The sequence below is a fragment of the Joostella sp. CR20 genome (genome assembly GCF_038433465.1).
In the GTDB taxonomy this organism is placed as follows: Bacteria; Bacteroidota; Bacteroidia; order Flavobacteriales; family Flavobacteriaceae; genus Galbibacter.
In genome coordinates this window covers 1-14,224 of the sequence record NZ_JAESVF010000019.1, presented here as the reverse complement: position 1 = coordinate 14,224, position 14,224 = coordinate 1, and the positions used below count along the sequence as shown (strand labels likewise).

20 protein-coding genes are annotated in these 14,224 nt (G+C 33.0%); 18 read left to right on the top strand and 2 right to left on the bottom strand.

From position 1 onward, the window contains the following. Positions 1–89 precede the first annotated feature (89 nt). The 4 genes from JMA43_RS13725 (at position 90) to JMA43_RS13710 (ending at position 2,798) form a co-directional block, all read left to right on the top strand. On the top strand, positions 90–278 hold the full coding sequence (locus tag JMA43_RS13725) for a hypothetical protein (RefSeq protein ID WP_342157280.1): 189 nt from the start codon (positions 90–92) through the stop codon (positions 276–278). A gap of 327 nt (positions 279–605) precedes the next feature. After that, on the top strand, positions 606–1,088 hold the full coding sequence (locus tag JMA43_RS13720) for a hypothetical protein (protein ID WP_342157279.1): 483 nt from the start codon (positions 606–608) through the stop codon (positions 1,086–1,088). A 302-nt stretch (positions 1,089–1,390) separates the two neighbouring features. Further along, positions 1,391–1,726: a hypothetical protein gene (locus tag JMA43_RS13715; protein ID WP_342157278.1), complete on the top strand. Its 336-nt coding sequence runs from the start codon at positions 1,391–1,393 to the stop codon at positions 1,724–1,726. Positions 1,727–1,865: 139 nt separating this feature from the next. After that, positions 1,866–2,798 (top strand): DUF4268 domain-containing protein, encoded by a 933-nt coding sequence (locus tag JMA43_RS13710; RefSeq protein WP_342157277.1) that lies wholly within the window; start codon positions 1,866–1,868, stop codon positions 2,796–2,798. 137 nt (positions 2,799–2,935) lie between these two features. Here the strand turns inward: JMA43_RS13710 and JMA43_RS13705 are convergent, their stop codons facing one another. Both JMA43_RS13705 and JMA43_RS13700 read right to left on the bottom strand, forming a co-directional pair. Beyond that, the gene (locus JMA43_RS13705; RefSeq protein ID WP_342157276.1) at positions 2,936–3,454 is read right to left on the bottom strand and encodes a peroxiredoxin-like family protein; all 519 of its coding nucleotides are present in this window, start codon (positions 3,452–3,454) and stop codon (positions 2,936–2,938) included. A gap of 10 nt (positions 3,455–3,464) precedes the next feature. After that, positions 3,465–4,046 carry an NAD(P)H-dependent oxidoreductase gene (locus JMA43_RS13700; protein ID WP_342157275.1) on the bottom strand — a complete coding sequence of 194 codons (582 nt, stop codon included), beginning with the start codon at positions 4,044–4,046 and terminating at the stop codon, positions 3,465–3,467. Positions 4,047–4,151: 105 nt separating this feature from the next. Between JMA43_RS13700 and JMA43_RS13695 the strand changes: the two genes are divergently transcribed. The 14 genes from JMA43_RS13695 to JMA43_RS13630 all read left to right on the top strand — a co-directional run bounded on the left by JMA43_RS13695 (position 4,152) and on the right by JMA43_RS13630 (position 14,090). Continuing rightward, complete coding sequence (locus tag JMA43_RS13695) at positions 4,152–4,538, top strand: winged helix-turn-helix transcriptional regulator (protein ID WP_342157274.1); 387 nt, start codon at positions 4,152–4,154, stop codon at positions 4,536–4,538. A gap of 140 nt (positions 4,539–4,678) precedes the next feature. Next, positions 4,679–5,278 (top strand): hypothetical protein, encoded by a 600-nt coding sequence (locus JMA43_RS13690; RefSeq protein ID WP_342157273.1) that lies wholly within the window; start codon positions 4,679–4,681, stop codon positions 5,276–5,278. A gap of 530 nt (positions 5,279–5,808) precedes the next feature. Next, the gene (locus JMA43_RS13685) at positions 5,809–6,408 is read left to right on the top strand and encodes a hypothetical protein (protein WP_342157272.1); all 600 of its coding nucleotides are present in this window, start codon (positions 5,809–5,811) and stop codon (positions 6,406–6,408) included. 164 nt (positions 6,409–6,572) lie between these two features. Then, on the top strand, positions 6,573–7,178 hold the full coding sequence (locus JMA43_RS13680; RefSeq protein ID WP_342157271.1) for a hypothetical protein: 606 nt from the start codon (positions 6,573–6,575) through the stop codon (positions 7,176–7,178). A gap of 143 nt (positions 7,179–7,321) precedes the next feature. After that, complete coding sequence (locus JMA43_RS13675) at positions 7,322–7,903, top strand: hypothetical protein (RefSeq protein WP_342157270.1); 582 nt, start codon at positions 7,322–7,324, stop codon at positions 7,901–7,903. A 527-nt stretch (positions 7,904–8,430) separates the two neighbouring features. Continuing rightward, positions 8,431–8,895 (top strand): GNAT family N-acetyltransferase, encoded by a 465-nt coding sequence (locus JMA43_RS13670; protein ID WP_342157265.1) that lies wholly within the window; start codon positions 8,431–8,433, stop codon positions 8,893–8,895. Beyond that, the gene (locus tag JMA43_RS13665) at positions 8,883–9,578 is read left to right on the top strand and encodes a DUF6624 domain-containing protein (protein WP_342157264.1); all 696 of its coding nucleotides are present in this window, start codon (positions 8,883–8,885) and stop codon (positions 9,576–9,578) included. The genes JMA43_RS13670 and JMA43_RS13665 overlap by 13 nt, the downstream gene beginning before the upstream one ends. A 145-nt stretch (positions 9,579–9,723) precedes the next feature. After that, on the top strand, positions 9,724–10,146 hold the full coding sequence (locus JMA43_RS13660; protein WP_342157269.1) for a DUF4304 domain-containing protein: 423 nt from the start codon (positions 9,724–9,726) through the stop codon (positions 10,144–10,146). A 178-nt stretch (positions 10,147–10,324) separates the two neighbouring features. Further along, positions 10,325–10,735 carry a hypothetical protein gene (locus tag JMA43_RS13655; RefSeq protein ID WP_342157268.1) on the top strand — a complete coding sequence of 137 codons (411 nt, stop codon included), beginning with the start codon at positions 10,325–10,327 and terminating at the stop codon, positions 10,733–10,735. A gap of 222 nt (positions 10,736–10,957) precedes the next feature. Beyond that, positions 10,958–11,314, top strand: coding sequence for a type II toxin-antitoxin system RelE/ParE family toxin (locus JMA43_RS13650; protein ID WP_342157267.1), 357 nt, complete (start codon positions 10,958–10,960; stop codon positions 11,312–11,314). Further along, complete coding sequence (locus JMA43_RS13645; RefSeq protein ID WP_342157266.1) at positions 11,304–11,594, top strand: helix-turn-helix domain-containing protein; 291 nt, start codon at positions 11,304–11,306, stop codon at positions 11,592–11,594. The genes JMA43_RS13650 and JMA43_RS13645 overlap by 11 nt, the downstream gene beginning before the upstream one ends. Before the next feature lie 170 nt (positions 11,595–11,764). After that, a complete protein-coding gene (locus JMA43_RS13640) occupies positions 11,765–12,229 on the top strand; it encodes a GNAT family N-acetyltransferase (RefSeq protein WP_342157265.1) in 465 nt (154 codons plus the stop codon). Then, positions 12,217–12,912, top strand: coding sequence for a DUF6624 domain-containing protein (locus tag JMA43_RS13635; protein ID WP_342157264.1), 696 nt, complete (start codon positions 12,217–12,219; stop codon positions 12,910–12,912). Before JMA43_RS13640 ends, JMA43_RS13635 begins: the two co-directional genes overlap by 13 nt. 731 nt (positions 12,913–13,643) lie before the next feature. After that, complete coding sequence (locus JMA43_RS13630) at positions 13,644–14,090, top strand: DUF4844 domain-containing protein (RefSeq protein WP_342157263.1); 447 nt, start codon at positions 13,644–13,646, stop codon at positions 14,088–14,090. The last annotated feature ends 134 nt before the right edge of the window (positions 14,091–14,224 follow it).

Below are 14,224 nucleotides of genomic sequence, written 5' to 3'. Positions count from 1 at the left end.
GCAACAATTTAGCCAAAACGTGTGAAACTAAAAACTTAATGTAACAAATACTTTAATTGAGATACTAATTATTTAAAATCTATAATCAAATGAAAAAAATAAAGAAAAGAAGAGCATTAATTTTATTATCAATTGGAATGCTTGTAATTGCAACTTCACAAATTTTATCTCACTTTTTTGAATTACCTGATTTTGCAAAGGGTTCTTTTATCGGTATTGGAATCGGACTTTTACTTACTTCTTTAATTTTCGGAAATTTCAAAACTGTTCGTAATTAGAAGTGAAAAAAAAGCGAAATTGAAAATAATAGGCGGAAAGAAAAACTCTTTTTTTAAATTATACTGTCCAAAATCAAACGAACTCAAATAAATGTCAGCACAAAAATAATTTAAAGAACTATTTCGGAATCTGAATTTGAAGAATTAAACGGAAACTAGAATCTTATTAGTTACGAAAAAAAACTGTTGCCAACAATGTATAAAAATAATTGCTCAATTTTGGGCTTAACCAAAGGTCGTTGCAAGTTTACTACATCTGATTTTCCTGCGGAAAATCCTCGCACGTAAACCCGCAACTATTCTTATACGTAACCGTTGTAAACAATTATGAACGAACGCGAAGACTACTTTAGGATTTCCAAAATTGGACACGTTCACACGCTGAGCGATAGAATTCCATTTAAATGGAAAGAATTATTGATTTGGACTTCTACTTCATTCATATTTCTGATTTGGTTTCTCGGAATTGGAATCGGAATTTTTGTTGCGGTTTTGACCTTAATCGGATACACTTTTTACCGATTTGCTTCTTGGATTTACTACTCGGAATTAAAAATAGACGAGAAAAGCGGAAAATTAACTCGACTGAAAAAAATACTCGACCGAACTCAGAAAATGGAATTGATAAGTGAAAAGTTTGACCCAAACAGATTTGAATATTCGGAATTAACTCGGAGCGGAAAAACGAAGTTCTTAATGAATTATCGGACACATAAAAACAACGAATTATTAATATTAAAAAATAAAACGGACAAAGAACAAATTGAGAAATACATTGCGGAAAAAATAACTGTTTACAACAATGTATAAAAATAATTGCTCAATTTTAGGCTTAACCTAAGGTAGTTGCAAGTTTACTACATCTGATTTTCCTGCGGAAAATCCTCGCACGTAAACCCGCAACTATTCTTATACGAACCGTTACCCAACATTTGAAAAAAACGACATTCTACATATCATTCATAGTTTTCATTCTGACTTTTTCGAGCTGTAATTTTTCTGAAAAACCTGAAAAGCTACCGAGAACTGAACAGTATGAAAAACTGATTGGAAAATGGAAAGTAACTAAATGTAATTTCTTACCGTTTGAGCACCCTTCTTTCTGTGAAAAAATGGGACTGAACTCAATATTTGAATTTGATGAGTATGGAATTTTAAAAGTTTATGAAAATGATAAAACGAAACGGAATTGTAATGACTATCAAAAATTCTGGATTGACGGAACTGAATTAATAGCTTTCGAATATGATGTTGGATTTCCGTACGAAATTCTAAAACTGACTTCTGACTCTTTAATAATAAAGTCGGAAATCGTACCTGCTTACTTATTTAAAGAAGAAAATATTAAAACTGCTAAAGATTTAGAAGGAGACGATATAAAATTTATAAGAGAAAACGGAATTATAATTACGTTGAAAAAACAAAAAACGTTGGGTAACAATGTATAACCGCAATTACGGCGGATTCGACTACGTCCGAATCCACTCGGAATTGCTAAAATCTGTGCCTCGTTTGAAATTTTTCGCTAAATTTGTCCGTAACTGCGGTTATACGAAACCGTTCTATGCAATTTAACCCAAACCGAAAATGTTAGGAGAAATAAAGAAAGTACAACTACGAAAAATATGGAAAAATGAGGCTTACGATTTTACGCCTTGGCTTGCCGATAATATAGAACAAATTGGAGAGGCAATTGGACTTGAATTGGAATTTGAAGACAAGGAAGTATCAGTTGGACCATATTCAGCGGATATTTTAGCGAAAGACGCAGGAACTGACAAGTTTGTTGTAATCGAAAATCAGTTAGAAAAAACAAATCACGACCATTTAGGAAAGTGTATCACTTATGCTTCTGTTTTAGATGCTTCTGCTGTAATTTGGATAGCTTCAAAATTTACGGATGAACATAAAAAAGCTTTGGATTGGTTGAATGACCATACTTCAGATGAAATAGGATTTTATGGAATAAAAGTAGAATTATGGCAAATCGACAATTCTCAACCTGCTGTCCGATTTAATGTTGTTAGCGAACCAAATGCTGTGGTTAGACAAGCAACTAAACGTAAAGAGCAAGGAGAATTAACAGACACAAGAAAAACTCAATTAGAATTTTGGACTGCCTTTAGAGAAAAGTTAGTTGAAACGGGAAAAGTTCGCTCATTACAAACACCAAGACCACAATATTGGTTTGATGTTGCATTAGGAAAATCAGGAATTAATCTATCAAACACATTCAATACGGACAAAAACGAAATTGGAGTACGAGTTTATATTGGGAATAAAAAAGCAGATGAATGGCTTCCTTATTTTGAATCAAAAAAGGAAATAATTGAGACTCAAATTGGGTCTGAATTAGTTTGGAATCCAAATCCAGAAAACAGAGATAAAGTGATTACACTAACTAAACATTTTGACTTGGAAAATAAAGAAAATTGGAAAATAGGAATTGATTGGTTAGCAGAACACACTATAAAATTTAGAGAAACTTTTTCGAGAATAATAAAAGAAAAAACTGCATAGAACAATGGCTATAAGTAATTGCTTGTTCTCGCCTACTTCTGAAAATCCTCGCGGATTTTCAGTTTGGTGTGTACTTGCAAAGTTAAGTGCTAACCCACGCAACTACTCATAGCCGAGACCGTTGTACGCAAGCTGAACTAAAGCATTTCACCTCTTGCAGGATAGCCTGACTGAACGATATAATCTACTGCTTTAACAAAAGACGGCAAATATGGCCTTCCCCAAGGGTTACTGTTTATAGCTGAATAATAAACTTGGTTATTATTGTCAATTAAAAATAATCCTGGTTCACTAAACTCACTTGGTTCACCATCTTTTACACCTGCACTTAAATACAAAGCCCAATCTCTTGCTGATTTTTCAGATAAACCATAGCCCAAAGTAAGATTAGACAATTCCCACTTTTGACGAGAAAGTCTAGCTCTCTTTTCGGTATCCATACTTACTGCTACTACATTAACGCCCCTTTGTTCAAATTCGGGTAACAATTCTTGTAATTGTTGTAAGTACTTTTTACATAATGGACAATGCAACCCTCTATAAAAAACAACCAAAATAAAATTGTCTGGATTTTGGTCTGCTAAAACCCATTGATTTCCATCTAATAATGGAAACTTTAAATCTGGTGCTGTATGTTTTGGTGTTGGTCTATTCATAATAAATACTTTAAAAGTTTGCTTTCAAATGATTTTCAAAACGAATAAAATCATTCTCTATTTCTGGATTTTTCATTACATCATATGCCATAAAAGTTGGTAAAGGTTCAAAACCAAACCATTTAAAATTAAGATGCATTGGCTTTAAAAGCTCATCTTCGCTTATTCCATTAAAAAATGTTTCTTCTGGATTATTAAAAGCTTCTTTTGGTGCATTAGCGGTTACTGACATCATATACTTTCCGTTTAACTTTCCTCCTAATCCGTAATTCTTCTTCGGTGCTTCTTTACTTCTACCATCACCATCAGACATTTCGCCCATCATACCCATCGAGAATACTTCATCAATGTATTTTTTAAACGACCAACTTACACCCATCCAGTTCAAAGGAGTTTGAAAAAAGACCACATCTGCCCATTTGAATTTTTCGATTTCTTCATTAACATCATAATTGTCTTCCATTGTAGTCTTCTTGATATTGTAACCATTGCTCTTAAAGTAGCTTTCCGCTTTTTCAGTTAAAGTTGCGTTTAATTTTCCTTCAGAAAATGGATATTTCTGATGACCGTTGATTATAAAAATATTTTTCATTTTAAAACTTTAATTATATTTGTTTCACAAAGAAACTAATATTAGTTTAAAAAAGTAACTATTGTGCTTTCATTTGAACAAATAGTGGTAACCAAAAAGTAACTAATGGCAAGAAAATATATAGACAACCCGAATGCTTGTTCCCTTGTTCATACAATGAACATAATTGGCAATAAATGGAAACCGATTATTTTATATTTATTATCAAATGGTTCTATGCGATTTGGAATGCTGAATACTCTAATACCTACAATCTCAAAAAAGGTGCTGACTAATCAGTTGAAAGAATTAGAAAATGATGGATTACTTTTAAGACAGTCTTTTGCTGAAATTCCACCAAGAGTTGAATATTCATTAACCGAAAAAGCAGTTGGACTTTTGCCCGTTTTAAGAATGTTAAGTGATTGGGCAAATGAAGCTTATCCCGAAATGGAATTTGAACAATGTAGAATAATAGAAAATGGAAAAGCCAGCGTACAACAACGTGTATAAGCAATAGCGGTTTAAGTGCTTAACTTGAACTTTATTTCACTAAAAATAAGTACATTGCTAATCGAAAAGTAGTCGCGAAAAATTCGCTACTGCTCATACACAAGACCGTTGTGCATAATGTCCAGAAACCGTTAAAATCGATGAAAAATCTAAATGGAACTTGGTTAAAAATTAAAACAGGAAACGATTACTGTCAACCTGAATTTATTGAATTTAATGACGACCAAATCATCCATTTTGAACTTGAATTGAATAGTGGAAATGAATTATCTAAAGTTCGAACTGAATGGAGCGAGAAACTTTCCGAATCAAAATATGAATTCGTAAATGACAACCGAATAAGAATATTTAGAATGGGAAAAACTCTGACGGTTTTGAGCGAAACTGAATCTAAAACAGAGGAAACTGAATTTGCGACTGACTATGAAAGAATTGAACCAACCAGAACGGAACTTGAATCTAAAAAAATTGAGACGCTTGAATTCAAAGCACAGTGGAATAACGAGAAAATACTATTAACGTTCAACAAAATTTTGGATAGTCCAGTAATCCAAGAGCTGAATAAAAGAATGAAAAGAAATGGACGGAAATTAATATTAGAAAATTTGCAAGGAACTTATTTCGCATCAATTTTCGAAAATGACGAACGAGAAACACTAATCGGAATTAAGGAAATAGATGAGCAAAAAGCAATATTATTCGGATTTCCAGAAAAACCTTATGAAATAAAAGCTGAATAAAACACTATGCACAACAATGTATAACCGCAATTACGGCGGATTCGACTACGTCCGAATCCACTCGAAATTGCTAACGGCAGTTCTTAACCGAAAAACTTCGTATATTTATCTGTAACTGACGGTTATACTTACCCGTTGTGCAGTATAAAAAGTGTTTAAAAAAGCTAACTTCTTCCCTACTCCTTTATTAGGTTTTTAAGGCAGGTAAATGCAGTTCCTTTTCCGTCGGTGTTTATTTAAAAGTTCAGTATTTTAAAACAAAGGCAAAAAGCAAACGCACAGTAGCCTGCCACCAAGCTGTACGTAAGCAGAACGTAACAACTTTGCTTTTTGCGGTTAGTTTACTAAAGTTTGCGTTTTGACTTACACTGCACAACAATATGTACAGTTCATTGCTGTGGAATTTCCTTGCGGAAATTCGGGCGTTTTTGCTATCTTAGTTTCTTAAATCTGAAAATCCTACGGATTTTCACGCAACGAAACCATACATTTAACCGTTGTGCATAATGTCCAAAAACCACAAGAAATAAATGAAAAACCTAAATGGAACTTGGTTAAAGATTAAAACAGGAGACGACTATTGTCGACCAGAATTTATTGAATTCACTAACGACCAAATTATCCATTTTGAACTTGAATTAAAAGGAGGAAATGAATTATCTAAAGTCCGAACTGAATGGAGCGAAAAACTTTCCGAATCAAAATATGAATTCGTAAATGACAATCGAATAAGAATATTTAGAATGGGAAAAACTCATACTGTGTTGAGCGAAACTGAATCAAAAACAGAGGATACTGAATTTGCGACTGACTATGAAAGAATTGAACCAACCAAAACGAAACTTGAATCTAAAAAAATTGAGATGCTCGAATTCAAAGCACAGTGGAATAACGAGAAAATACCTTTAAAGTTCAATAAAATTTTGGACAGTTCAGTTATCCAAGAAATGAACAAAAGAATGAAAAGAAGCGGACGTAAATTAGTTTTGGAGAATTTACAGGGAACTTATTTTGTATCAATTTTTGATAACGATGAACGAGAAAGACTAATTGGAATAAAGGAAATAGATGAGAAAAAAGCTATTCTTTTCGGATTTCCAGAAAAACCTTATGAAATCAAAGCTGAATAAAAAACACTATGCACAACAATATGTATAGTTCATTGCTACGGAATTTCCTCGCGGAAATTCACGCTTTTTTACTATCTTGGTTTCTTAATCGGAAAATCCTACGGATTTTCACGCAACAAACCATACATTAACCCGTTGTAGCATATTTCAGGGCGAGACATTCTATGAGAAAAATTTTTAGACTAATAATACCAATAATCTTAATTATAATATTTGTAGTTCTGCATGTTATTGGTCAAGTGAATTGGAAAGCAACGGATTATCTAAGTTTCGGAATGATTGTTCTGACATACTTTTATGTAATCTTTACTTGGGAAATGTTAGAAAGGATAGAAACTCAGAATTATTTAGAAAAAAGGCCGTATGTAATTGCAGATTTTTATAAAGAAAGACAAGTTTTAAAAATCTATATCAAGAATATAGGAAAAACACCTGCTAAAAACGTCAAAGTTATATTGCAACCAGACGTAATTACTTTTGAAAATAAATCCATAAATCAAACTCTTTTCGAAAATCCAGTTAAATTTTTTCCACCTGGAAAAAAAGTTGAAACTGCAATTAATTCTAGAAATGATTTTTTCAAAAATGAAGAAAATAGAAATTATCAGATTAAAATTCATTATGAAGACGTTGCCTCAAACAAGAAATTTAATGAAGTAATAGATATTGATTTAGATCACCTAGAGAATGAAAATGACATTATTACTAAGACAACGCATGACTTAGTAAAAAGTCTAGATAAACTTACTCAAGAAATCAAAAAAAAATAAACATGCTACAACAACGGCTATAGTTCATTGCGGCGGAATTTCCTCTCGGAAATTCCTGCGTATTTACTAACTTTGGTTTACGGCGGAAAGAATCCTGCGGATTTTTCCGCAACGAAACCATAGCCAAAACCGTTGTGAGCAATATGAGAAAAAAGCTATCTATATTAATCTTGATTCTGATTTTATCCTGTGAAAAGTCGGACTATAAAACGATTGACTACGAAGCGTTTGAAATAACAGTTCCGAAAAATTGGTCGGAATATGAAATAAACGGAATTGACAGCTATGTTAGCGGATTGATAACGGACAAAAACGACACGCTAATTTTTGATTTGGGTTGGTACTCACCTGATTTGACTAAAAATCCAGAGGTCTTGGTATTTGAGCAATCTGAATATGCAGAATTCAGCGATAAGCAAAAAAAGCAATTAAAAAATGTAAAACATTTGGTTATTGAGGACTTTCTAACCGCTGAATATGACGCAAAAGATTATTTAAAGTACGAATTCCAAACAGACAGTATTGACTGTTTTGTAGCTAAATTTATAAAATCAAAAAATAAAGGATTTGGAGCAAGCGGAATTTATATTGACAGCTTGAAAGGTGGTGGACCCAATTCTAACAAAACCAGTTTGAGTTTTTACGGAAACAATTTATCTGACTCAACTCAAGTGGAATTTTTTAGAGCATTGAAAACTATAAAACTGACAAAATACTGTGAATAAAATACTGCTCACAACAATGTATAACCGCAATTACGGCGGATTCGACTACGTTCGAATCCACTCGGAATTGCTAACGACAGTGCTAAACCGAAAAATTTGCGTACTTTAACCCGTAACTGACGGTTATACGAGACCGTTGTACAGTATAAAAAGTGTTTAAAAAGCCAACTTCTTCTCTACTCCTTTTTTAGGTTTTTAAGGCATCTAAATGCAGTTCCTTTTCCGTCGATGTTTATTTAAAAGTTCAGTATTTTAAAACAAAGGCAAAAAGCAAACGCACGGTAGCCTGCCACAAATCTGTACGCAAGCAATACGTAACAACTTTGCTTTTTGCGGTTGGTTTGCTATCGTTTGCGTTTTGACTTACACTGCACAACAATATGTACAGTTCATTGCTACGGAATTTCCTCGCGGAAATTCGGGCGTTTTTACTATCTTAGTTTCCAAAGCTGAAAATCCTACGGATTTTCACGCAACGAAACCATACATTTAACCGTTGTAGCCAATTTAACCAAACAATACGAAGGGTGGAATTTATTAATCAGATAGAACTATCAAAAACCGATAAAGAAGAAATTCTAAATCTTTGGAATGCTGAATCTCCAGAAAAACTGAATTATCAAACACTTTTGGAATTTGAAAACTATCTTGAAAATTTAACCGAACAATCCCATATTTTAATGAAAAGCGAAAGTCAAAGCATTAAAGGTTGGTACTTTGACTTTATTCGTAAAAATGAAAAGTGGTTTGCCATAATTTTAGATTCGAAATTTCACGGAAAGGGACTCGGAACAAAAATTCTCAACCTTGCGAAGGAAAAAGAATCGGAATTAAATGGCTGGGTAATTGACAATCACAATGACAGAAAGAAAAATGGGGAATTATACAAATCACCTTTGAATTTTTACCTGAAAAACGGATTTGAGAAATTAGACAAAGAAAGGTTAGAACTTGAAAAATTGTCTGCTGTAAAAATTAAATGGAAAAAATAATCATAATATTTATTCTTTTAGGGCTTTATTCTTGCAAAGAAAAAGTATCGAAAGAAGTAAAAATGGCTAGTCAAGAAAGCGAAATTAATATTGAGCTTAAGGAACAGCTTGAACATATCTTGACCTTAGATCAAGGAATTCGGCAGCTTCTTCAAGAAAATATATCTGAGGAAGATAAGACCGAACTTATTACAAAAATGAATTTATCAAAGAAAGCTGTAGAAACTGATATTTACTCACTAATGAGAGAAATTGATAGCATTAACCTTGTAGAAGTTGAAAAGATAATACAAGAATTTGGATATCCAGGCAAAGAGCTTGTGGGAGAGCCAGCAAATGAAACGGTATTTTATGTAATTCAGCACTCTGATAAGATTGAACAATATTTGCCGATTATTAGGAAAGCTGCTAATAACGGAGACATTTCTATGAGAAAATTGGCAATGATGGAAGACCGCTATTTAATGCAAAACAGGAAAGAGCAAATTTACGGAACGCAAATTCGAGGACAAAAGGATAAAGAAGGGAATTGGATACATTTTGTATGGCCAATTGAAAATCCTGATTCAGTTAACATAATAAGAGAAAAAATTGGATTGGAAAGTATTGAGGAATATGCGGAAAGTTTTGATATAGAATACAAAGTTTTTACGCTGAAAGAGATTAACGAATTAGAAAAATAACTGGCTACAACAACGTGTATAGCTCATTGCGGCTGAATTCCTAATCGGAATTCATTGCAATTTTCTATCTTTGGGTTACGGCGGAAAATCCTCGCAGATTTCCCGCAACGAGCCATACACAAAACCGTTGCCAACAAGCTGGAAAATGAGCGAGGAAAGAAATAAAATGATTGAATCCTTAAAAGAAATTGTTATTCCTGAATTACGGAATTTGAATTTTAAAGGTAGTTTTCCACATTTTCGTAGAACAGTAAACGGAAAAACAAATTTATTGACTTTCCAATTTGACCGAAATGGAGGCGGATTTATAATTGAATTAGCCAATTGGAGTGAAAAGGAATTTAAAACTCATTGGGACAAAATAATACCGCTAAATAGGTTAACAGCTCACGATTTGGACAAAAGACAACGGATTTATCCAACCTCTCTGACTGAACAAAACGGAACTGAAAGCTGGTTTAGGTATGACCAAAATAGGGTTTTGAGTTTCGGAAATAAATTTGACAGACTATCAAAAAAAGTAGTTGACCAAATTCCGATAATGGAAAAATATTGGAATGAATTATAAACAAAATAAAAAGCCAGTTGGCAACAATATGTATAGTTCATTGCTGTGGAATTTCCTCGCGGAAATTCAAGCGTTTTTGCTATATTAGTTTTCTAAATCTGAAAATCCTGCGGATTTTCACGCAACGAAACCATACATTTAACCGTTGTGTGTAATTTAGCACGACATCAACAAAAAAATGACTAATAGATTTACATATTTCAGTATTATAATATTTACTTTTTTGAGTTGTTCAGGAGAAAAAACTTTTGACTTTGAAATTGAAAATAAAACGGAATATGATATTGACATTTTGGAATTTGGATGCGGATTCGAAAAGAAATCAATAAAAATTCATTCTTTTGAAAAAACAACAACGGAATTGATTTACAAGCAAACTAGCACGAAATATTTTGCTTCTAAAACTTTTAAAGAACCTGAAATATGTATTACTATTTTAAAATATTCCGACTCGGCAAATAATTATACGAATTCCATTGGAAATGCTATCGGAATTAATCAATTCTATGAGAAAAACTTGAATCGAATAGAAATAACTTCTAGGAATGACGAAAGACATCGATTTAAAATCAAAATAATTAATGAATAAAAACTACACACAACAATGTATAAAAATAATTGCTCAATTTTGGGCTTAACCAAAGGCAGTTGCAAGTTTACTACGTCTGATTTTCCTGCGGAAAATCCTCGCACGTAAACCCGCAACTATTCTTATACGTAACCGTTGTAAAACATACCCAAAAACGCTCAGAACCTAAAATTCAACTTATGAAATTTTGAAAACAGTAACTTTTAAGTTACCTTTGTCAGAATGGAAAGAGTTAGGCAAGTAATACAATACAAAAATTATTTCGAGGAGTTTCTACTTGCTCAACCGAAAAAGGTTCAGGATAAAATATTTAAGGTCATTGAAATAATCGAAACTTATCAGCACGTGCCAAAAACGTATTTGACACCTATGAAAAGTCACAAAGGATTATTTGAGGCTCGAATTAAATTAGGTTCGAATATTTGGCGAGTTTTTTGCTTCTTCGATAAAGGTAAATTAGTTATACTCTTAAACGGATTTACTAAAAAGACGCAGAAAACACCGAAAAAAGAAATCGACAAAGCTGTTCGATTAATGAAAGAGTATTACCAAGAAAAAAACAAAGGCAATGGAAACTAAAAGCTGGAAAGACATAAAAGACGCGGTTTACGGAAAAAAAGGAACTGAACGCAGAGACGAACTCGACAGAGATTTTGAATCGTTTAAAATCGGTTTGCTTTTACGAAATGCACGTGAGGAAAAAAATCTGACTCAAGAACAACTTGGAGAATTAATTGACAAAAAGCGAACTTATATTTCTCGTGTGGAAAATAATGGCAGTAATCTGACTTTAAAAACATTATTTGACATCGTTGAAAAAGGACTTGGCGGAAAAGTTAATATCTCAATTGAAGTATAAAAAAGTACGTTTTACAACAATGTATAACCGCAATTACGGCGGATTCGACTACGTCCGAATCCACTCGGAATTGCTAACGACAGTTCCAAACCGAAAATTATCGTATATTTAATCCGTAACTGACGGTTATACGTACCCGTTGTAGCCAATTTAACCAAACAATACGAAGGGTGGAATTTATTAATCAGATAGAACTATCAAAAACCGATAAAGAAGAAATTCTAAATCTTTGGAATGCTGAATCTCCAGAAAAACTGAATTATCAAACACTTTTGGAATTTGAAAACTATCTTGAAAATTTAACCGAACAATCCCATATTTTAATGAAAAGCGAAAGTCAAAGCATTAAAGGTTGGTACTTTGACTTTATTCGTAAAAATGAAAAGTGGTTTGCCATAATTTTAGATTCGAAATTTCACGGAAAGGGACTCGGAACAAAAATTCTCAACCTTGCGAAGGAAAAAGAATCGGAATTAAATGGCTGGGTAATTGACAATCACAATGACAGAAAGAAAAATGGGGAATTATACAAATCACCTTTGAATTTTTACCTGAAAAACGGATTTGAGAAATTAGACAAAGAAAGGTTAGAACTTGAAAAATTGTCTGCTGTAAAAATTAAATGGAAAAAATAATCATAATATTTATTCTTTTAGGGCTTTATTCTTGCAAAGAAAAAGTATCGAAAGAAGTAAAAATGGCTAGTCAAGAAAGCGAAATTAATATTGAGCTTAAGGAACAGCTTGAACATATCTTGACCTTAGATCAAGGAATTCGGCAGCTTCTTCAAGAAAATATATCTGAGGAAGATAAGACCGAACTTATTACAAAAATGAATTTATCAAAGAAAGCTGTAGAAACTGATATTTACTCACTAATGAGAGAAATTGATAGCATTAACCTTGTAGAAGTTGAAAAGATAATACAAGAATTTGGATATCCAGGCAAAGAGCTTGTGGGAGAGCCAGCAAATGAAACGGTATTTTATGTAATTCAGCACTCTGATAAGATTGAACAATATTTGCCGATTATTAGGAAAGCTGCTAATAACGGAGACATTTCTATGAGAAAATTGGCAATGATGGAAGACCGCTATTTAATGCAAAACAGGAAAGAGCAAATTTACGGAACGCAAATTCGAGGACAAAAGGATAAAGAAGGGAATTGGATACATTTTGTATGGCCAATTGAAAATCCTGATTCAGTTAACATAATAAGAGAAAAAATTGGATTGGAAAGTATTGAGGAATATGCGGAAAGTTTTGATATAGAATACAAAGTTTTTACGCTGAAAGAGATTAACGAATTAGAAAAATAACTGGCTACAACAACGTGTATAGCTCATTGCGGCTGAATTCCTAATCGGAATTCATTGCAATTTTCTATCTTTGGGTTACGGCGGAAAATCCTCGCAGATTTCCCGCAACGAGCCATACACAAAACCGTTGTACAGTATAAAAAGTGTTTAAAAAGCCAACTTCTTCCCTACTCCTTTTTTTAGGTTTTTAAGGCAGGTAAATGCAGTTCCTTTTCCGTCGGTGTATATTTAAAAGTTCAGTTTTTTAAAGACAAAGGCAAAAAGCAAACGCACAGTAACCAGCCTCCTATCTGTACGCAAGCAGAACGTAACAACTTTGCTTTTTGCGGTTTGTTTGCTAAGGTTTGCGTTTTGACTTACACTGCACAACAATATGTACAGTTCATTGCTACGGAATTTCCTCGCGGAAATTCGGGCGTTTTTGCTATATTAGTTTCTTAATCTGAAAATCCTGCGGATTTTCACGCAACGAAACCATACATTTAACCGTTGGCAACAATTAAAAAAAAGATGGAAAAAGCAATAAATAAATTTTGTCCTCGATCAGGGAAACCTGTATCAAACGATTCACTAACTAAATATCGAGGTTTTACTGTCGGTTTTTGTAATCCCGGTTGTCGAGACGATTTCGCTAAAAACATAAAGGCTAATGTTAGAGATTCGAATTACTTTGATGTCGTAATCAAAGAGAATAAGTTATCTCAAAGTTAAACGAACTACTAACATTTATAATGGCGAAGTACATTAAAATATTAGTTCTGATTTTAACTTTATCTGCTTGCGGACAAAATGTGACTGAAATGAATACACCTGAAAATGCGAATGAAAAATTCGCCGAATTTATCGCAAAGAAAAAGTTCGTAGCGGAAAATTACTATCCTGGAATTGCTGATGAAAAAATGCGACCGATTTTTACAGAGAAAATTAATAGTATTGCGTCTGATTTTAAAAGCGTAGCGGAATCTGAAAATCCAACTGACAAAAAATATCAAGAGAAAATCGGAATTGGACTTTCAAGATTTGCAGACGTCTATTTAGAATTAGACACAGAAGACCGAGAAAGAGTTTGCACATACATTGAAGAATTAATGGACATTGTCGGATTGGAAAGCTCAAATGGTCAATTGAATAAATTTATGTACGTTTTTGACCCAAACGAATTGACAAATAAAAATTAAAAAAAACTGTTGCCAACAATGTATAACCGCAATTACGGCGGATTCGACTACGTCCGAATCCACTCGAAATTGCTAACGCCTGTGCTAAACCGAAAAACTTCGTATATTTATCCGTAACTGACGGTTATACTTAC